We start from the raw sequence: 17,420 nt of genomic DNA, 5'->3' as shown, positions 1-17,420 counted from the left end.
CAAACGAAGGGGGAGAGCATGAAGGTTCTGATTCTCGGCAGCGGCGTGGTCGGCGTCACCAGCGCCTACTATCTGGCCCGGCAGGGCCACGAGGTCACCGTGGTGGATCGTCAGTCGGCGCCGGCCATGGAAACCAGCTACGGCAATGCCGGCCAGGTGTCCTTCGGCTTCTCTTCGCCCTGGGCCGCGCCGGGCATTCCCCGGAAAGCGGTCAAGTGGATGTTCCAGGAGCACGCGCCGCTGAAGATCCAGCCGCGCATGGATCCGACCATGGCGCGCTTCATGATGAAGATGTTCGGCAACTGCAACGCCGAGCGCTATGCGGTCAACAAGGAGCGCATGGTGCGTGTCGCCGAACACAGCCGGGCCTGCATCGACGCCTTGCGCGCCGAGACCGGCATCCGCTACGAGGATCGCCAGCGTGGCTTGCTGCAACTGTTCCGTCATGACAGCCAGGTGGATGCCGTGGCCAAGGACATGAAGGTCCTCGAGCAATGCGGCGTGCGCCACGATCTGCTCGATGCCGAGGCGATCAAGGCCGTGGAACCGGCGCTGGCCCGAGTGCCCGGCAAGTTCGTCGGCGGTCTGCATCTGCCCGATGACCAGACCGGCGACTGTCATCTGTTCACCAACCGACTGGCCGACTATTGCCGCGAGCGCCTGGGCGTCACCTTCCGCTTTGGTGTCGATATCCAGCGCATTCGCCGCGGCAATGCCGGCGTCGAGGGGGTGCTCACCAGTGCCGGCGAGCTCACCGCCGATGCGTACGTGGTCTGCCTGGGCAGCTACTCGCCGCGGCTGGTCAAGGACCTGGATATCCGCCTGCCGATTTACCCGGTCAAGGGCTACAGCCTGACCGTGCCGGTGGTCGACGACGGCGGGGCGCCCCAGTCCACGGTGATGGACGAGACCTACAAGGTGGCCATCTCGCGCTTCGACGACCGGATCCGCGTAGGCGGTACCGCCGAGCTGGCTGGCCACGACCTGAGCCTGCCGGAGAGGCGTCGGGCGACCATCGACATGGTGGTGCGCGATGTCTTTCCCGAAGGGGGCGATGTCGACCGTGCCGAGTTCTGGAGCGGGCTGCGGCCCATGACCCCGGATTCCACGCCGATCGTCGGTGCCACTCGCTACGACAACCTGTGGCTCAACACCGGTCACGGCACCCTGGGTTGGACCATGAGCTGCGGCAGTGCCCAACTGCTGTCCGATCTGATGGCGGCGCGCGATCCACGCATCGACCCGCAGGGGCTCGACGTATCGCGCTACGCGGCCTGATCGTCGACATCGGGTCCGGCAACGAACAAACGGCCCGCGGGAATCCCCGTGGGCCGTTTTCGCGTGGTGATGCACCGCTCATCGTGGCGTGGCCACCTCGACACAGGATGCCCGGGTCTCGACCCGGGCATTCTGGTTCCGAACGGTGTCGGTCGATCAGTTGACCGCGGCGATCGCCTTGGCCAGGTAGGGCAGGTTCTCCTGAGAGAAACCGGCCACGTTGGCACGGCCCGAGCGCACCATGTAGATGCTGAATTCGTCACGCAGGCGGTCCACCTGGTCCGGCGTCAGGCCGGTATAGGAGAACATGCCGCGCTGCTCGGCCACGTGGGCATACTTCTGATCCAGGCCATAGGGCTTCAGGGCCTCGACGAACTCACGACGCAGGGTATTGATGCGGTCGCGCATCTCGGTGAGCTCCTCGCGCCACACGCCGGTCAGTTCGTCCGAGTGCAGGATCTCGGAGACGATGGCGCCGCCATGGGCCGGCGGGTTGGAGTAGTTCTCGCGGGCGACGATGGCCACCTGGGAGCGCACGTTCTCCTTCTGCTCGGCGTCCTTGGCGATCATGATCAAGCAGCCGGTGCGCTCGCAGTAGATGCCGAAGTTCTTGGAGCAGGAGCTGGTGATGATGACCTCGTCGAGGTTCTCGGCCAGCAGGCGCGGCCCGAAAGCGTCCTCGTCCAGCCCCTCGCCGAAGCCTTGATAGGCGAAATCGACCAGCGGCAGCAGGCGGCGCTCCTTGAGCACCTCCAGCACCTGTCGCCACTGTTCGCGCGACAGGTCGAAGCCGGTCGGGTTGTGGCAGCAGGCGTGCAGCAGCACCACGTCCCCTTCGGGGATCTGCTTCAGGGCCGCGAGCATACCGTCGAAGTCGAGACGGTTCTCGGCGTCGACGTAGGGGTATTTCTTCAGCGTGATGCCGGCCGCCGGGAAGATGCCCAGGTGGTTCGGCCAGGTCGGGTCGCTGACCCAGACGTCCTTGCCCGGCAACTGGGTGGCGATGAAGTCGGCCGCCAGACGCAGGGCGCCGGTACCGCCGGGCGATTGGGTGGCGCTGGCGCGACCGGCCTCGAGCACCGGCGAGTCTTCACCAAGCACCATCGGCAGGATGACCTCACCGTAGGCCGGGTCGCCATGAGAACCGATGTAGGTCTTGGTGGACTCGTTCTTGAGCAGCAGGGCTTCGGCGTCCTTGACCGCGCGCATTACCGGGGTATTGCCCTGGGCGTCGCGATAGACGCCGACGCCGAGATCGACCTTCTGGGGATTGGTGTCCTTCTTGAAGGCCTCGATGAGCCCGAGGATGGCATCCCCGGGGACCCGCTCAATTTGCTCGAACATTTACTTCGCTACCTCGTCGGTTCTGGCGGCTAGGATGAAATCGTTCTTGTGCAGGCCCTTCATCTCATGGGACCACCAGGTCACGGTGACCTTGCCCCATTCGGTCAGCAGCGCCGGGTGATGCCCCGCCTGCTCGGCAATGTCGCCGACCTCGTTGGTGAACGCCAGGGCCTGCCGGAAGTTGCGGAACGTGAAGATCCGCTCCAGTTGCATGATGCCATCGCGCTCGACGATCTGCCACTCGGGGATGGTGCGGCGATACTGCTCGATCTCGCTCTCGGTGACGTGGGGGGCGTCCCAGCTGCAGGCCTCGCACTGCTGTTCGGAAAGCTCGCTCATGATGGCTCCTTGTTGTCGGGGTGTCCTGGATTGTTTGGGGATGCCGGGCCGCGGACTCAAGGGCCCGCGGCTCGTTCAAGTGCTGGCGACGTCGGCCGGCCTGGGCTTGGGGGGAAATCGCGGTTCGAACAGGCCGAGCTCCATGGCATCGTGGACCATGCCCATGATGTCGCGTTCCGACAGGTCATGCAGCGTTTCCAGGCCGTCCAGCACGTAGTAGAGCGGCTGCAGGATGTCGATGCGATAGGGAGTGCGCAGGGCATCCATGGGATCGAAGGGCGCATGGACCGGGGTGTCGGACAGGGCGTGCAGTGTCTCCTTGGGCGAGGAGATAATGCCGCCGCCATAGATGCGCCGCCCCTCGGCGGTATCGACCAGGCCGAATTCGACGGTCAACCAGTAAAGCCGTGCCAGGTAGATGCGCTCCTTGGGGGTCGCCTCCAGCCCCAGACGGCCGTAGGTGGCGGTGAATTCGGCGAAGGCCGGGTTGGTGAGCATCGGACAGTGGCCGAAGATTTCGTGAAAGATGTCCGGTTCCTTGAGGTAGTCCATCTCCTCCGGGGCGCGGATGAAGGTGGCCACCGGGAAGCGCCGGGCGGCGAGCAGCTCGAAGAAGGTGTCGAAGGGGATCAGTGCCGGAACCTGGGCGGTTTCCCAGCCGGTGGCGGGCTTGAGGACACGGTCGATGTCGGCGAGCTGAGGGACATGGTCGACCGGTAGCGCCAGGCGTTCGAGGCCATCCAGGTATTCCTGGCAGACGCGCCCTTCGACCAGCGCGAGCTGTCGTTCCATAAGGGTCTGCCAGGTGGCGTTCTCGCGTGTCGACCAGGCGATGTGTCCGTTGTCGTCCGGCATGTGGACCCGGTACCCGGTCTTGCTGGTGATCTGGTCGTCGTGTGCCTTCATGGGGTCTCCCGCGGCGGATTGAGGTTGTTGTGGCCCCAGGGAATGGAGTGTCCTCGAGTCTAGGCACCGCGACGCCGGGATGGCAGTACCGTGCGTGGCCGATGGGCGTGTCGGCGGGGCAAGAAGTGTAAGAAAAACGTTACGGTCATCGGTTTGATGGACGTTCCTGACGGGGCGGCGTGAGATGTCGCACGTTGTGATGGGCGACCTGTCACGTTATCTTGACACTCCAGTCACATCGCCCTGACGCCGAATGTCGCGTCGCTCGCTTTCCGATCGAAGAGACCCCCATGCGCTTGAGATTTCATTGCCAGAATCGGATCGGTATTCTGCGCGATATCGTTGCCCACTTTGCCGACTACGGGCTCAATGTGGCCCATGGCGAGGTCGGTGGAGAACATGGCAATGCCATCTACCTGCATGTGCCCAACCTGCTCAATGCCCAGCTCACCACGCTGAGGCCCGAACTGGAGCAGGTGCCGGGAGTGTTCGGTGTGCGCCGCGTCAGTCTGATGCCCAGCGAGCGCCGCCATCTCGAGCTCGATGCACTCCTGTCGTCGCTCTCCGACCCGGTGATGTCCATCGACATGGAGGGGCATCTGGTGGCGGCCAATCGCGCCGCCGGCCAACTGCTGGGGGTGCGCGTCGACGAGGTGCCGGGACTGTCGCTGGACCGTTATCTGCCCGACCTGGACCTGCCGGCACTGATTCGGCGCAACAATGCCCGGGTCAACGGGCTTCGCATTCGCCTGCATGACGCCACCTACCTCGCCGACATCGCGCCGCTGCATCGCGAGAACCTCGAGGATGTGGCCTCGCTGGCCGGTGCCGTGGTCACGCTGCATCGTGCCGATCGTATCGGCGAGCGCATCTATCAGGTACAGCGTCAGGAGTCGCGGGGGTTCGAGTCGTTGTTTCAATCGAGCCCCCGACTCGAGGCCTTGATCCGCGAGGCTCGACGCATGGCGCCGCTGGACGCGCCCCTGTTGATTCAGGGCGAGACCGGTACCGGCAAGGAACTGCTGGCTCGAGCCTGTCACCTGGCCAGCGCACGGGGGCAGTCTCCCTTCATGGCGCTGAACTGTGCCGGGCTGCCGGAATCCATGGCCGAGACCGAGCTGTTCGGCTATGCCCCGGGCGCCTTCGAGGGCGCACGTCCGGAGGGCAAGCTCGGCCTGCTGGAACTGACGGCCGGCGGCACCATCTTCCTCGATGAGGTGGGCGAGACCAGCCCGCGCATGCAGGTCAAGCTGCTACGCTTCCTTCAGGATGGTGGCTTCCGGCGGGTCGGCAGCGATGAAGAGACCTATCTGGACGTGCGAGTGATCTGCGCCACTCAACAGGATCTCCCGAGCCTCTGCAGTGCAGGGCGATTCCGTCAGGACCTGTATCATCGCCTCAATGTGCTCACCCTGACGGTGCCGCCCTTGCGCGACTGCCTGGATGGCATTGAGGCACTGGCCGGACACTTCGTCGATCGCGCCGCGCGACAGATCGGTTGCCCGCTGCCGAGCCTGTCGCCGGCTGCCGTGGCGCGGTTGACTGCCTATCACTGGCCAGGCAACGTGCGCCAACTGGAGAATGTGCTCTTCCAGGCCGTCTCGCTGTGCGAGGGGGGAACCATCGAGCCCGGTCAGTTGCGTCTGCCCGACGTCGGACAGGCGCCGGGCCTGGCCGGTATCGATCTGGACGGCTCGCTGGCCGATATCCTCGGTGAGGTCGAGCGTCGGGTGCTGACCACCCTCTATCCTCAGAACCCGTCGAGTCGTCAACTGGCGAAACGCCTGGGTGTCTCGCACACCACCATTGCCAACAAGCTCAAGCGCCATGGCCTCGGTGGGGGAGAGGGGACATGAATGTCATTCACCGGGGGCGTCTGCCCCTGTGGCTGAAGGTGGCCTTCACGCTGTGGATCCTGTTCTGGGCGCCGGCGGTAGCCGTCAAGGTCGGCGTCCAGAACTATCTCTGGTTATGCAATCTGGCCAACTTCCTGTTGCTGGTGGGCCTGTGGGCCGAGAGTCGGCTGATTGTCTCCATGCAATGGCTGGCCACCGCCCTGGTGGGGAGTCTCTGGGCGCTGGACGCGGGTATCGCCTGGGTTTCCGGATGGCATCCCATCGGTGGTACCGAGTACATGTTCGACGCCGACACGCCACTGGGCGTGCGATTGCTGTCGCTCTACCACTTGATCCTGCCCTTGGTCGCCGGAGCGGGGGTCGTGCGTCTGGGCTATGCGCCCCGAGCGTTCGTCTGGCAGGCCGCATTGACCTGGCTGGCGGTACCGGCCGCCTTCCTGCTGACCGAGCCCTGGCGCAACGTCAACTGGGTGCACGGTCCCTTCGGGGCACCGCAGAGCCTGCTCGACCCCATCGTCTATCTGATCGGTTTGATGCTGGTCTGGCCATTGCTGTTGTATCTGCCCGTTCATCTGGCGACGCAGTGGGCGTGTCGGCGATGAGCCGGCGTGCGTGATGGCGGCGACACAGGAAAAGGGCATCAGCGGCTGGAAATGACCTGGTTCCGGCCTCCACGCTTGGCGGCATAGAGGTTTTCGTCGGCACGCTCGAGCAGGACGTCGCGGGCGTCTCCGACCCGGTGCTCGGCGATACCGATGCTGGCGGTCACGTTGCCGGGGCCGATGCCGAAGTCATGATCGGCGATGTGACGACGCAGTCGCTCGGCGAGCCGCTCGGCGTTGCCGCGTGGCGTCAGGGGCAGCACGAGGGCGAACTCTTCACCGCCCAGGCGTGCCATGAGATCTTCTTCGCGAAGCAGGTCCCGGGCATGTCGAGCCAGGCTCGCCAGCACATCGTCGCCTTGCAGGTGGCCCCAGGTGTCGTTGATGTGCTTGAAGTGATCCAGGTCGAGCATCATCAAGGAAAGCGGGATGGCATGCCGATTGCTCAATGATATCTCCTCGTCCAGGCGCTTCAGAAGCTTGCGCCGGTTGGCCAGGCCGGTGAGGGGATCGGTATCCGAGAGCTGTCGCAGGCGATCTTCCTCGGCGACCTGTTCGCTGATATCCAGCATCATGCCATGCCAGAGTACGCCGGACTCGACCTGTTCGGGTTGTGCGCGGACGGCGATCCAGCGACTCTGACCATCCTGCGTGGTCAGCCGGAACTTGCCCATGATCGGCGTTTGCCAGCGTACGGAACGCTCGATCGACGCCATCATGCGAGGGTAGTCGGTCTCGTCGAGTCGCTGGAGAGCGGGGGTGGCATCCTCGGCAAGCTGTTCCGGCGCTACATCGAGAAGGCGCGTGCCACTGCCGACGAGGTAGGGAAAGTGGAGGTGGCCATCTTCGCTGCGATGTAGCTGGAAAAGCAGTCCGGGGAGCCGTTCAGCCAGTAACATCAGGGTGTGCGAGTCGGGGCATCGTGTATCGGGCATGACATCGGTGGGTGACATGCGGTAATCCTTGTGGTTCCTGCTGCGTACAGGTAAAGGTGTCGTCATTCTTCTGTTGTTCGACGTGACGTCACACCTTTTCCCGAGAACAGGAAATGGTGTCGAGCGCCAACCTCGGCTCGCCATAATACGCTGGGGGATCGCATCGAGCATCCCGCAACAGTTGTAGGATAACAACTACAAATTGTGCATAAATGAGCAATGGTGTCGGGGGGAAAGGACCGGATTCCGGCAGGCTCGTTCATGGACAGTGACCGGCGATCCCGCGCCAGTAGGCATCGACGTTCGCCAGCCAGGCCATCAAGCGGAGGGGGAAGGTGTCAGCGAGGGGCATCGTAGCGACCATCCCGCCGGTGTGAGTAGACGACCTGCCAGAGTTGCAGGTCCCGGGCCCGGAAAGCGCCGGCACAGACCGATAGGTAATAGCGGAACATCCGGCGGGTGCGTTCGTTGTAACGGTCGGCGATCTCGTGCCAGTGAGCATCGACGTTGGCCAGCCAGGCCATCAGGGTATGGTCGTAGTCGGCGCCGAAGTTCTGCCAGTCTTCCATCAACAGCTTGCCTTCACTGGCATTGGCGATGTGCTTGATCGACGGCAGGACGCCGTTGGGAAAGATATAGCGATGAATCCAGGGGTCGGCACCGATATCCGACTTGTTGGAGCCGATGGTGTGGAGGACGAAGAGGCCGTCCTTCGCCAGCAGGCGTTGCACCGTATCGAAGTAGGTGGCGTAGTTGCGGTGGCCGACGTGTTCGAACATGCCGATCGAGACAATGCGGTCGAAGGTCCCTTCCAGGTCGCGATAGTCCTCGAGAAGGATCTCGACCGGCAGCCCCTTGCAGCGCTCTCGGGCCAGTTCGGCCTGCTCGCGTGAGATGGTGATGCCGGTGACCTCGACACCATAATGGCGTGCGGCGTGTTCGGCGAAGCTGCCCCAGCCGCATCCGATGTCCAGAACCCGCATGCCGGGCTTCAGATCCAGCTTGCGGCAGGCGAGATCGAGCTTGGCCACCTGGGCCTCGTGCAGATTGCTTGCGTGCTTCCAGTAGCCGCAGGAGTAGCACATGGTGTCGTCCAGCATGCGCTGAAAAAGGTCGTTGCCGAGGTCATAGTGTGCCTCGCCGACGATATACGCCCTGGCGCGACTCTGCAGGTTGATGGCCCCCGACTGCAGGCGATACTTCAAGCGTTCCGAACGTGTCTTGGCGTGTTCGCCCAGCCCGTGACGCAGCATCAGATGCGCCATCTCGTCGATGCGATCGGCTTCCCACCAGCCGTCCATGTAGGCCTCTCCCAGCCCCAGGGTGCCCTGACGCAGGACGCGCGAGAAGAGATCGGGATGATAGACCTGGATATCCTGAGGCGCGTGTCCGTTCAGGGAAACGCCCGAGCCGTCCAGCAGTTTCTCGACGGTATGGCGAGCCCGCGAGTCGGGCAGGGCAACGGGTCCAAGGTGCGGTTCGCTGGTCATGGAAGTCCTCCTGGTCCTTCAGACGCGAGTGGGAGAGTGTACCGGGCCGGGGTGCTGCATCTGGTCCGATAGGACCCCGTTATAAGTAATGAGCGTAGACCAGGCCCAATTGTTCTTGGTAATCAACCCTTTTGACCTTCTATATAAAGCCGCCTGGATGCCGGTGGCCCGCGATGCAGCGCCACGGCAATTAATATTAGCACGCAAACTTATTCGTCTGCAGCACATGGCCGGGAGCGCCCGGAACTCGCGCCGTTAGCGTTGTCGCCGATATGTCACCGGGGCTTCTCGGCAGGTTCAACTGCGATGGCTCTGCCTTCGTGTCATCCTGGCGTGACGCCATGTAAACTTTTCGTTACACGAAAAAGGGGTGCAACGGGCCGCAAAGGGGCTCGTCACATAATCTTTACGACAGGAGGTGGAGGATCTCGAACGGTGCCGGCCGATACCGGCGAATCCGGCATTCCGGCGCCGTTGGGGGAGCACTAGGCTGGAGGCATCTCAGGGCCGAGTGCCCGGCATGACGGCCACAGCCGATACAACCACAACCGACATCGGAGGATGCATGAACGCTCCCGCCCAGACGCCCCGGACCATCAGCAAGACCAACCCCATCGGTACCGATGGCTTCGAATTCGTCGAATACACCGCGCCCACCGACGAGGGCCTCGAGGCCCTGCGCTCGCTGTTCCTGACCCTGGGCTTTACCGAAACACGCCGCCACCGTTCCAAGGCAGTGAGCCTGTTCCAGCAGGAGAACATCAATTTCGTACTGAATGCCGAACCTGGTAGCCATGCCGCCGAATTCGCCGCCAAGCATGGACCGTCGGCCTGTGCGATGGCCTGGCGTGTCGCCGATGCCAAGCAGGCGTTCGAGCATGCCGTCGAAGCCGGTGCCAAGGCCGTGGACGTGCAGGTCGGCCCCGGCGAGATGGGGATTCCGGCCGTCGAGGGTATCGGTGGTTCCCTGCTGTACTTCGTCGACCACAAGGTGGACGGCGATGGTCGCAGTATCTATGACATCGATTTCGAGCCGATCCCGGGCACGAGTGCGAGCGACAACAGCGCCGGCCTGCAGGTGCTGGATCACCTGACCCACAATGTCGATCGGGGCCAGATGGATGTGTGGGCGGATTTCTATACGCGTCTCGCCAATTTCCGCGAGAATCGTTATTTCGATATCGAAGGCAAGAAGACCGGTCTGCATTCCCGAGCAATGACGGCGCCCTGCGGCAAGATGCACATTCCGATCAACGAATCTGCCGATGATACGTCCCAGATCGCCGAGTTCCTGCGCGAATACAACGGCGAGGGCATTCAGCATCTGGCCATGGCCACCGATGATATCTATGCCACGGTGCGTGCGCTCAAGGCCAAGGGCATCACCTTCATGACCACCCCGGAGACCTATTACGAGAAGGTCGACGCCAGGGTGCCCAATCATGAAGAGAATCTCGAGGAACTGCGCGAGTTGAACCTGCTGGTGGATGGCGGCCCCGACCAGGGCGTCCTGCTGCAGATCTTTACCAAGACCGTGATCGGCCCGATCTTCTTCGAGATCATTCAGCGCAAGGGCAACGATGGCTTCGGCGAAGGCAATTTCAAGGCCCTGTTCGAATCCATCGAGGAAGATCAGATTCGTCGTGGCGTACTCAAGGACGACTGACCCGTGACTTCCCGACAACCCCCGCCAGCGACGGCGGGGGCTGGGCGTTAGGCGAGTCAGTTTCAGAACAATCCTTCGTCTCTCTGCCCAATCACGACAAAATCCGTCACAATATAGGCTGGCCAGAGGCTGCTATGTCTCGTGACGGGCGACAACAAGAGTTCCGTGATCCTGGTGTAACATGACAAAGACTGAACGACCCCGTACCCAGTGGCTCGGCCGCTGGGGCTTCGTCCTGGCGGCCACCGGCTCCGCGGTCGGCCTGGGCAATGTCTGGAAATTTCCCTACATGACCGGTGAGTACGGGGGTGGCGCCTTCGTGCTCGTCTATCTGGCCTGCATCCTGTCGGTCGGGGTGCCGGTCATGATGACCGAAATCGCCCTCGGGCGACGCGGCCGTGGTAGTCCCATCGATGCCATTCGCCGGATGGCCAGCGAGGCGGGCCGCTCGTCGGCCTGGTCACTGCTTGGCTGGATGGCGATGCTGTGCGGCTTCATGATCCTGTGCTTCTACGTGGTCGTGGCAGGCTGGTCCTTCGCCTACCTGTGGAAGATGATCAGTGGTGGCCTGGCGGGCTCCAGTGTCGATGACATGGCCGCCATCTTCTCCGCCAACAATGCCAACCCCTGGAGCCTCGGCGCCTGGAGCACGGTAGTGGCGGTGGCCACCATGGTGATCGTCGGCAAGGGGGTCCAGTCCGGTATCGAGAAGAGTGTCAGCTGGATGATGCCCGGCATGGTCATCATGCTGATCATCATGATCGGCTATGGCGCCTTCTCGGGGGGCTTCGGCGATGCCCTGCATTTCCTGTTCGCCTTCAATGCCTCGAGCCTCTCGAGCGAGGGCATGCTGGCGGCCATGGGCCATGCCTTCTTCACCCTCTCGCTGGCCTCGGGGGCCATCCTCACCTATGGCAGCTATCTGCCGCGTGAGGCGTCCATCGGTCGTACCACCCTGACCGTGGCGGTAGCCGACACGCTGGTAGCGCTGATGGCGGGCCTGGCGATCTTCCCGGTGATCTTTGCCAATGGCATGGAGCCGGGCAGCGGGCCCGGGTTGATCTTCATGAGTCTGCCGCTGGCGTTTCAGGCCATGCCCCTGGGCACCCTGTTCGGCATCCTGTTCTTCGTGATGCTGTCCATGGCGGCGCTGACCTCGTCGATTTCCATGGTCGAGGCTACCGTCTCCTGGCTCACCGATAACAAGGGGCTCAGCCGGCGCGTGGCGTCCTGGGGTACCGGCATCGTGCTCTGGGTGATCAGCACGATGGCCATGCTGTCGTTCAATGTCGGCGCCGAATGGACGCTGCTCGGCAAGCACTTCTTCGATTGGCTGGACTTCTTGACGTCACGTCTGATGATGCCCCTGGGAGGTCTGGGCATGGCGCTGTTCGCCGGTTTCGTGCTTCGAAGCGAGATGCTGCGCGAGGAGCTCGGCCTGTCGCCGATGATCCACGGGCTTTGGCTGTTCATGGTGCGCTATGTGAGTCCGCTCGGCATCCTGTTGATCTTCGTCGATGCCCTGGGCTGGCTCGATATCGATTTCGCCGCGCAATGGCCCTGGCTGGCGCTGGTGCTGGCTGTCGTCACCCTGATCGGCGAACTGACCCGTCCGGGGCTGAAACGCGCCTTCTGTTCCTGAGGTCGCAAGCTCCGGCCCTTGAATATCGCCCCCGCTATGCGGGGGCGATGTCATTTCGGCCGCCTCTCAATCATTCGGTTATATGCTTGGGCTGCGTCATTAGTGGTAATTTTCAGGCAATTTTATTACTTTATTGCATATAAAATTTTTTCAGACAGGAAATATGGAATATGAGCGCCGCCTCCCGAGCCCCGTCGAGCGATGCCTTGCCGCCGTCGACTTCCCCGTCGATGTCGGGGCGGGTCAGCCTGGTGGGCGCCGGGCCCGGGGATCCGGAGCTGTTGACCATCAAGGCGCTGCGCCGTCTGCAGTCGGCGGAAGTGATCCTGCATGACCGTCTGGTGAGCGAGGAAATCCTGGCGTTGGCCAACCCGAATGCTCGACGGTTGTACGTCGGCAAGCAGCGTTCGAGTCACAGTGTGCCCCAGGAGGGCATCAACCAGGCGCTGGTCGACTGGGCGAGAGCCGGGAAGCGGGTCGTGCGGCTCAAGGGCGGGGACCCCTTCATCTTCGGCCGAGGTGGCGAAGAGCTCGAGGTCCTGGTCGGCGCCGGTGTCATGGTCGAGGTCGTGCCGGGCATCACCGCCGCGTCGGGGTGTGCCGCTTATGCCGGCATTCCTCTGACCCACCGTGATCATGCGCAATCGGTGCGTTTCATTACCGGCCATCTGCGTGATGGTGGCTGTGAACTGGATTGGCCGACCCTGGCCCACCCGGGGCAGACCCTGGTGTTCTACATGGGACTGGGCAGCCTCGAGATCATCGGCGAGCGCCTGCAGGCCCATGGATTGGCGCCCGATACGCCGCTGGCGCTGATCGAGCAGGGGACCACGCGGCGTCAGAGGGTACACCTGGGCACCCTGGCCAATTTGCCTTCGGCGGATAATGTGGATAAGATTCGACCGCCGACACTGATCATCGTCGGCGATGTGGTGACGTTGCATGACGCGTTGGATTGGTTCGACAACGCACGAGCCGGCGCTGCCGGCTGGTTGCAGGGAAAGCACCCGACGCCGTCCGACACGTCTCGAGGCGCCTGATTACCGAAAGAGGAGACCGGTATATCGGCGTACAAGCCGTCGTGAGGTGATGCATGGGGTTTTCCGACAAGATGAATGGCGCAAGGCGCCGATTCCTGCGACATGGTGTGCTTGCCGTGGCGCTCTTTATGCTGTGTGGCTGCGCGAATGATGGCGTGGCCAGTGAATCTGGCCTGACGCCGATCCAGAAAGGGGTGGCGTCCTATTACAGCGACCGTTTTCAGGGACGGACCACTGCCAGTGGCGTACCCTTCGACCAGCGGGCGATGACAGCGGCCCACAAGTCCCTGCCTTTCGGTACCAAGGTGGTGGTGACGCGCCGCGATACTGGCCGTCAGGTCGAGGTTCTGATCAATGATCGAGGCCCCTATGTCGATGGGCGCGTCATCGATCTTTCTAAGCGTGCCGCTCGGGAGCTTGGCATGCTGGGTCGGGGAGTCGCGCCGGTGGAGCTCAGCTACGTACGCTGAGGACGACGTTGTAGTGGTCCGGGGAACCCGGACCCTATCCTGCCTTTTCCCTTCCTTGAAACCGCCTCTCAGCGGTCTTCATCATCGCGGTTGAACTCGCGTCGCCAGCGTGTCAGCAGCGCCTGGCGCTTCAGGTCGTCGAGGGTCGCCAGCAGCCCCGGGCCCAGCGTCAGGGGACGCAAGGCGTTGCCGCGTTCGGCGCGCCAGGCATCCGCCGTGCCGGGGCCGTCAAGTTCGGGATGAATGGCGCCCAGAGCGGTCTGGCTGGCGATCACGGCTTGCCCGGTCTCGTCGATCAGATAGTCGAGAAAGCGTCGCGCGTTGCGTGGATGCGGCGCCTGTCGAGGCATGAAGGCCAGGCGCTGGATCACCAGGGTATAGTCATCCGGGACCACCATCTCGAGATCGGGGTCGTCCTCGACGACACGGTGCGCATAACTGCCCAGCAGGTTGTAGCCGATCCAGTAACGTCCATCGGTGAGGCCCTCCAGCATCTCGCCGGTGGTGTCCACCAGGGATGTGTCGACATCGCCCAGCGCCGCGATCAAGTCCCAGTAACGGGGCGAGAGCCGTGATTCCTCGATCGCGTAGGTATAGCCGGCGCCACTGCGCTCCGGGTCGTAGGTGACGACCCGGCCGCGCAGGTCGTCACGGTGGTCGCGCAGGGTGGCCAGCAGCTCGGCATGGCTGTCCGGTCGACCATATCGCTCCAGCAGCTCACGGCGTACCACCATGACGATGGGCTCGAAGGTGAAGGCGAAAAGCTCCTGACGCCAGCGCGCCCAGGCGGGCCAGTCGCGCGACGCGGGGGTGTCCAGGGGGCGAGCGTGGCCATCGTTGACGAGTCGGTACTGCCAGGGCATGGCCGAGGAAATGAGAACATCGGCCTCGTCGGGCGTGGCCAGGAAACGGCGATAGAGCGGCAGGGTGTCCAGGTTGCGATAGGTCAGGTCGATGTCCGGATGGCGACGATGGAAGTCGTCCAGCAACGGCTGGATGTATGCCACGTCCAGGGCGCCGTGCACGATCAGTCGTTCCGGCCGCTCGGGGCCCGAGGCGGCCGGATAGCGCATCGCCTCGGCGGTGGCGGTGAGCGGAAACAGCAGGATGAACAACAGGGCGAGGGGCTTCATGAGAGGGCTCCGGGGAAGATCAGGGTGACCCTCAGCCCTTGGCCGTCGTGGCCGTCCTCGAGACCGAGGCGCGCGCCATGGGTCCTGGCGATGCCGTCGACGATGGCCAGGCCCAGGCCGGAGCCATCCGGATCGTCACTGCCGCGGTGGAAAGGACGCAGCATCAGCAGGCGCCTGGCTTCGGGAATGCCGGGGCCATCATCCTCGACCTCGAGAACCGGGGGCGCGTCGGCGACCCGTACGGTGATCCGGCGAGCCCCGTAGCGGCGTCCGTTGTCGATCAGGTTGCCCAGCGCCTCCTCGAGTTGCCAGTCGAGCCCCTGGACCTTGACCGTGGTCTGCGGCGTCTCCACGCCGAGATCGATGCCGTCACGATGGCAGGCGCTCCAGTGCTGCTTGACGGCTTGCCTGGCGATATCGTCGAGGGCGACGGGGGAAAGTTCCGGTCGGTACTCGGGATTGTCGAGCCGGGTCAGCGACAGCAGCTGAATGGCCAACCGCGAGGTGCGGGCACTGGTGTCCTGCATGGCGACCAGTGCCTGGCGCCACTGGGTCGGATCGTCCTGACGCAGGGCCAGCTCGGCGCGGGCCGATAGCCCCGCCAGGGGAGTGCGCAGCTGATGCGAGGCATCGCCGATGAAGCGTTCCTGGTTGGCGCGCACGCGGCGCATGCGTGCCAGCAATTCGTTGAGCGTCTCGCGCAGTTCGGCCAGCTCGCGGGGCAGGGGAAGTTCCAGCGGCGCCAGGGTGCGCGGGTCCCGGGCACGGATGGCGCGGCGCAGGCGGGTGAGCGGGGCGAGGGCGGTACGAATGGCGATCACCAGGGTGGCGGCTGCCAGCAGGGCCATGCCGAGGATATAGGCCAGGTTGCCGCGCAGCAGCTGGCTGGCCAAGCGCTCGCGTCCTTCCCGAGTATGCGCGACGCGCACATCGAAGCGCTCGCGCTGTCGCCAGTCTTCGAGACGTGTGCGTCGGACGCCCTCGCGCAGGGCCAGGCCGCGCCACTGGATGTCGCGATAATAGAGTCCGTCATCGGCGTTGGCACCATCACTGTCGATGCCCGGCAGTTCGGCGTTACCGGTCACGAAGCGTCCCCGGTTGTCGTAGATCGCGTAGAAGACGCGTTCCTCGGCGTCGGTGGCCAGCATCTCGAGCGCGGCGGGCGGCAGATCGAGCCACAGCCGGTCGTCCTGCCACTGGACCTGCTCGGCGATCGCCAGGGTCGCGGCCTCCAGCAGCCGATCGAAGGCGCGATCGGCCGTCTGGCGGGCATCGAGCCAGGCCTGGAACAGCATCAGCCCGCCCAGGGCCAGCAGGGGCAGCAATAACCACGTCAGCAAGCGGCTATAGAGGCTGTCCCGAGTGATCACGTCGCCTCCAGCAGGTAGCCGATGCCGCGCACGGTGCGCAGCGCGACGCCGTCATCGCCCAGGCGCTTGCGCAGGCGGTGGACATAGACCTCGATGGCGTTGTCGCCCATGGGTTCGCCCTGGAAGGCTTCCTCGGCCAGCCGCGCCTTGTCCACCGGTTCGCCGGCATGATGCATCAGGCAGGCCAGCAGGCGTTGCTCACGTGGGGGCAGCGACAGGGGGGCGTCGGCGAGGCTGAAGCGTTGTGCCAGGCCGTCGAAGCGCAGCGAGCCGACCTGAAGTACCTGATGGCGTTCGCGACGGCGCAACAGGGCACGAATCCGGGCCTCCAGCTCGTCCAGAGCGAAGGGCTTGGCGAGATAGTCGTCGGCGCCAAGGTCCAGCCCGCGAACCCGGTCCTCCACGGCGCCGCGTGCGGTGAGAATCAGTACCGGGGTATCGTTATCGTGCCGACGCAAGGTTTCCAGCACCTCCAGTCCGCTGCAGCCGGGCAGGTTGAGATCCAGCAGGATCAGGGCGTGGCCGTGATCCGGTGCATCGAGGGCGGCGCAGGCTTCGACGCCATCGGCCAGATGACGGACACGATGCCCCTCGAGTTCCAGAGCGCCGACCAGAGTCTCGGTCAGCAGACGGTCGTCTTCCACCAGCAGTACCGTCATGACGCCGTCTCCTCGGTCTCGTGGAGTCTTGCCACGGCGCCGTCGAGGGCACGGCGTGCCCGTTGCGGGCTGAGTCGGCTCGCCGGCCCCGAGAGCGTCAGCCACAGGGAGGGGGACTCGGGAGCGTCGTCCAGCACTCGGCATTCCATGGTGCCGCCCGGCAGTAGCGGCCGTGGATCTCCCGCGGTGTCGATCTCCCAACGCTGGCCCGGCCTGAGGTCATGGCGCAGGTCGGCGTCGGGCAGCGCCACCAGCCGGCATTCGGCGATCCCTGGCTGTGCCTCCAGCAAGGCCGCGGTCTCGCCTGTCTCGGCAGTCAGTCGATCCAGCAGGGGTTGGATGCGCGTGGCCAGTTGACGCGACGGGGCGTGACGACGCGCCAGGCGTGACGGACTGCCGCCCAGGCGCCAGCGACCGTCACTGCCGCGCTGTACATAGTCGTGTCGCTCCAGCGAGCCGAGCAGGCGCAGCAGGGTGCTCTTGTAGAAACCGGTGGCCTGGGCCAGGTCGGCGAGGGTGAAGTGTTCCTGGGGGGAATCGAAGGCCTCGAGTACCGTCAAGGCGCGCTCGACGGCTTCCACACGATCCTGTGCCATGCCATGCCCCTTTGTCTCACGAGATTGAACTTTGGTCGCAATTTACCTGGGAAGGCGTTGACCCGCCGAAGCGTCACGCCTAGCTTTCCATTCT

The 17,420-nt window shown here is 64.2% G+C and carries 16 protein-coding genes; 7 read left to right on the top strand and 9 right to left on the bottom strand.

Translation table 11 applies throughout. The features are described from left to right. The first annotated feature begins 18 nt into the window (after nt 1-18). The gene (locus tag LU493_RS09375; protein ID WP_275287525.1) at nt 19-1,278 is read left to right on the top strand and encodes a D-amino acid dehydrogenase; all 1,260 of its coding nucleotides are present in this window, start codon (nt 19-21) and stop codon (nt 1,276-1,278) included. A gap of 156 nt (nt 1,279-1,434) precedes the next feature. Here the strand turns inward: LU493_RS09375 and LU493_RS09370 are convergent, their stop codons facing one another. From LU493_RS09370 to phhA, 3 genes are all read right to left on the bottom strand, one after another. Beyond that, nucleotides 1,435-2,622 (bottom strand): aromatic amino acid transaminase, encoded by a 1,188-nt coding sequence (locus tag LU493_RS09370; protein ID WP_275287524.1) that lies wholly within the window; start codon nt 2,620-2,622, stop codon nt 1,435-1,437. Further along, on the bottom strand, nt 2,623-2,961 hold the full coding sequence (locus LU493_RS09365; RefSeq protein WP_275287523.1) for a 4a-hydroxytetrahydrobiopterin dehydratase: 339 nt from the start codon (nt 2,959-2,961) through the stop codon (nt 2,623-2,625). Nucleotides 2,962-3,036: 75 nt separating this feature from the next. Next, on the bottom strand, nt 3,037-3,867 hold the full coding sequence (gene phhA / locus LU493_RS09360) for a phenylalanine 4-monooxygenase (RefSeq protein ID WP_275287522.1): 831 nt from the start codon (nt 3,865-3,867) through the stop codon (nt 3,037-3,039). 290 nt (nt 3,868-4,157) lie between these two features. Between phhA and LU493_RS09355 the strand changes: the two genes are divergently transcribed. Then, the gene (locus LU493_RS09355) at nt 4,158-5,723 is read left to right on the top strand and encodes a sigma-54-dependent transcriptional regulator (RefSeq protein WP_275287521.1); all 1,566 of its coding nucleotides are present in this window, start codon (nt 4,158-4,160) and stop codon (nt 5,721-5,723) included. Then, nucleotides 5,720-6,325, top strand: coding sequence for a hypothetical protein (locus LU493_RS09350; RefSeq protein ID WP_275287520.1), 606 nt, complete (start codon nt 5,720-5,722; stop codon nt 6,323-6,325). Before LU493_RS09355 ends, LU493_RS09350 begins: the two co-directional genes overlap by 4 nt. A 38-nt stretch (nt 6,326-6,363) precedes the next feature. On the opposite strand, the gene LU493_RS09345 is transcribed toward LU493_RS09350, so the two are convergent. Further along, nucleotides 6,364-7,278, bottom strand: coding sequence for a GGDEF domain-containing protein (locus LU493_RS09345; RefSeq protein WP_275287519.1), 915 nt, complete (start codon nt 7,276-7,278; stop codon nt 6,364-6,366). Nucleotides 7,279-7,598: 320 nt separating this feature from the next. Further along, entirely contained in the window at nt 7,599-8,750 is a 1,152-nt protein-coding gene (gene cfa / locus LU493_RS09340) for a cyclopropane fatty acyl phospholipid synthase (protein ID WP_275287518.1), read from the bottom strand. Nucleotides 8,751-9,315: 565 nt separating this feature from the next. Between cfa and hppD the strand changes: the two genes are divergently transcribed. The 4 genes from hppD to LU493_RS09320 all read left to right on the top strand — a co-directional run bounded on the left by hppD (nt 9,316) and on the right by LU493_RS09320 (nt 13,568). Then, on the top strand, nt 9,316-10,416 hold the full coding sequence (gene hppD, locus LU493_RS09335) for a 4-hydroxyphenylpyruvate dioxygenase (protein WP_275287517.1): 1,101 nt from the start codon (nt 9,316-9,318) through the stop codon (nt 10,414-10,416). Between the two features lie 181 nt (nt 10,417-10,597). Continuing rightward, nucleotides 10,598-12,058: a sodium-dependent transporter gene (locus LU493_RS09330; RefSeq protein ID WP_275287516.1), complete on the top strand. Its 1,461-nt coding sequence runs from the start codon at nt 10,598-10,600 to the stop codon at nt 12,056-12,058. A 170-nt stretch (nt 12,059-12,228) separates the two neighbouring features. Then, nucleotides 12,229-13,098 (top strand): uroporphyrinogen-III C-methyltransferase, encoded by an 870-nt coding sequence (gene cobA, locus LU493_RS09325; RefSeq protein WP_428994555.1) that lies wholly within the window; start codon nt 12,229-12,231, stop codon nt 13,096-13,098. Between the two features lie 53 nt (nt 13,099-13,151). After that, entirely contained in the window at nt 13,152-13,568 is a 417-nt protein-coding gene (locus tag LU493_RS09320) for a septal ring lytic transglycosylase RlpA family protein (RefSeq protein WP_428994554.1), read from the top strand. A 68-nt stretch (nt 13,569-13,636) separates the two neighbouring features. Here LU493_RS09320 and LU493_RS09315 read toward each other — a convergent pair whose 3' ends face one another. The 4 genes from LU493_RS09315 to LU493_RS09300 are packed head-to-tail and all read right to left on the bottom strand — an operon-like array spanning nt 13,637 to nt 17,326. Continuing rightward, nucleotides 13,637-14,701 (bottom strand): ABC transporter substrate-binding protein, encoded by a 1,065-nt coding sequence (locus LU493_RS09315; RefSeq protein WP_275287515.1) that lies wholly within the window; start codon nt 14,699-14,701, stop codon nt 13,637-13,639. After that, nucleotides 14,698-16,071, bottom strand: a complete 1,374-nt coding sequence (locus tag LU493_RS09310; protein ID WP_275287514.1) for a sensor histidine kinase — start codon at nt 16,069-16,071, stop codon at nt 14,698-14,700. Before LU493_RS09310 ends, LU493_RS09315 begins: the two co-directional genes overlap by 4 nt. Beyond that, nucleotides 16,068-16,730: a response regulator transcription factor gene (locus tag LU493_RS09305; protein WP_275287513.1), complete on the bottom strand. Its 663-nt coding sequence runs from the start codon at nt 16,728-16,730 to the stop codon at nt 16,068-16,070. The genes LU493_RS09310 and LU493_RS09305 overlap by 4 nt, the downstream gene beginning before the upstream one ends. Then, a complete protein-coding gene (locus tag LU493_RS09300) occupies nt 16,727-17,326 on the bottom strand; it encodes a helix-turn-helix domain-containing protein (protein WP_275287512.1) in 600 nt (199 codons plus the stop codon). Before LU493_RS09300 ends, LU493_RS09305 begins: the two co-directional genes overlap by 4 nt. Between the last annotated feature and the right edge of the window lie 94 nt (nt 17,327-17,420).

Source organism: Halomonas elongata, from assembly GCF_029081005.1.
Classification (GTDB): Bacteria; Pseudomonadota; Gammaproteobacteria; order Pseudomonadales; family Halomonadaceae; genus Halomonas; species Halomonas elongata_B.
Note: the sequence above shows the minus strand (reverse complement) of the source record. Positions and strands in the feature narration are given on the sequence as shown.

What these genes read in the sequence shown, in the direction of transcription:
- LU493_RS09375 (WP_275287525.1), top strand. Translation starts at nt 19, where the DNA reads ATGAAGGTTCTGATTCTCGGCAGCGGCGTGGTCGGCGTCACCAGCGCC.
- LU493_RS09370 (WP_275287524.1), bottom strand. Translation starts at nt 2,622, where the DNA reads ATGTTCGAGCAAATTGAGCGGGTCCCCGGGGATGCCATCCTCGGGCTC.
- LU493_RS09365 (WP_275287523.1), bottom strand. Translation starts at nt 2,961, where the DNA reads ATGAGCGAGCTTTCCGAACAGCAGTGCGAGGCCTGCAGCTGGGACGCC.
- phhA (WP_275287522.1), bottom strand. Translation starts at nt 3,867, where the DNA reads ATGAAGGCACACGACGACCAGATCACCAGCAAGACCGGGTACCGGGTC.
- LU493_RS09355 (WP_275287521.1), top strand. Translation starts at nt 4,158, where the DNA reads ATGCGCTTGAGATTTCATTGCCAGAATCGGATCGGTATTCTGCGCGAT.
- LU493_RS09350 (WP_275287520.1), top strand. Translation starts at nt 5,720, where the DNA reads ATGAATGTCATTCACCGGGGGCGTCTGCCCCTGTGGCTGAAGGTGGCC.
- LU493_RS09345 (WP_275287519.1), bottom strand. Translation starts at nt 7,278, where the DNA reads ATGTCACCCACCGATGTCATGCCCGATACACGATGCCCCGACTCGCAC.
- cfa (WP_275287518.1), bottom strand. Translation starts at nt 8,750, where the DNA reads ATGACCAGCGAACCGCACCTTGGACCCGTTGCCCTGCCCGACTCGCGG.
- hppD (WP_275287517.1), top strand. Translation starts at nt 9,316, where the DNA reads ATGAACGCTCCCGCCCAGACGCCCCGGACCATCAGCAAGACCAACCCC.
- LU493_RS09330 (WP_275287516.1), top strand. Translation starts at nt 10,598, where the DNA reads ATGACAAAGACTGAACGACCCCGTACCCAGTGGCTCGGCCGCTGGGGC.
- cobA (WP_428994555.1), top strand. Translation starts at nt 12,229, where the DNA reads ATGAGCGCCGCCTCCCGAGCCCCGTCGAGCGATGCCTTGCCGCCGTCG.
- LU493_RS09320 (WP_428994554.1), top strand. Translation starts at nt 13,152, where the DNA reads ATGGGGTTTTCCGACAAGATGAATGGCGCAAGGCGCCGATTCCTGCGA.
- LU493_RS09315 (WP_275287515.1), bottom strand. Translation starts at nt 14,701, where the DNA reads ATGAAGCCCCTCGCCCTGTTGTTCATCCTGCTGTTTCCGCTCACCGCC.
- LU493_RS09305 (WP_275287513.1), bottom strand. Translation starts at nt 16,730, where the DNA reads ATGACGGTACTGCTGGTGGAAGACGACCGTCTGCTGACCGAGACTCTG.
- LU493_RS09300 (WP_275287512.1), bottom strand. Translation starts at nt 17,326, where the DNA reads ATGGCACAGGATCGTGTGGAAGCCGTCGAGCGCGCCTTGACGGTACTC.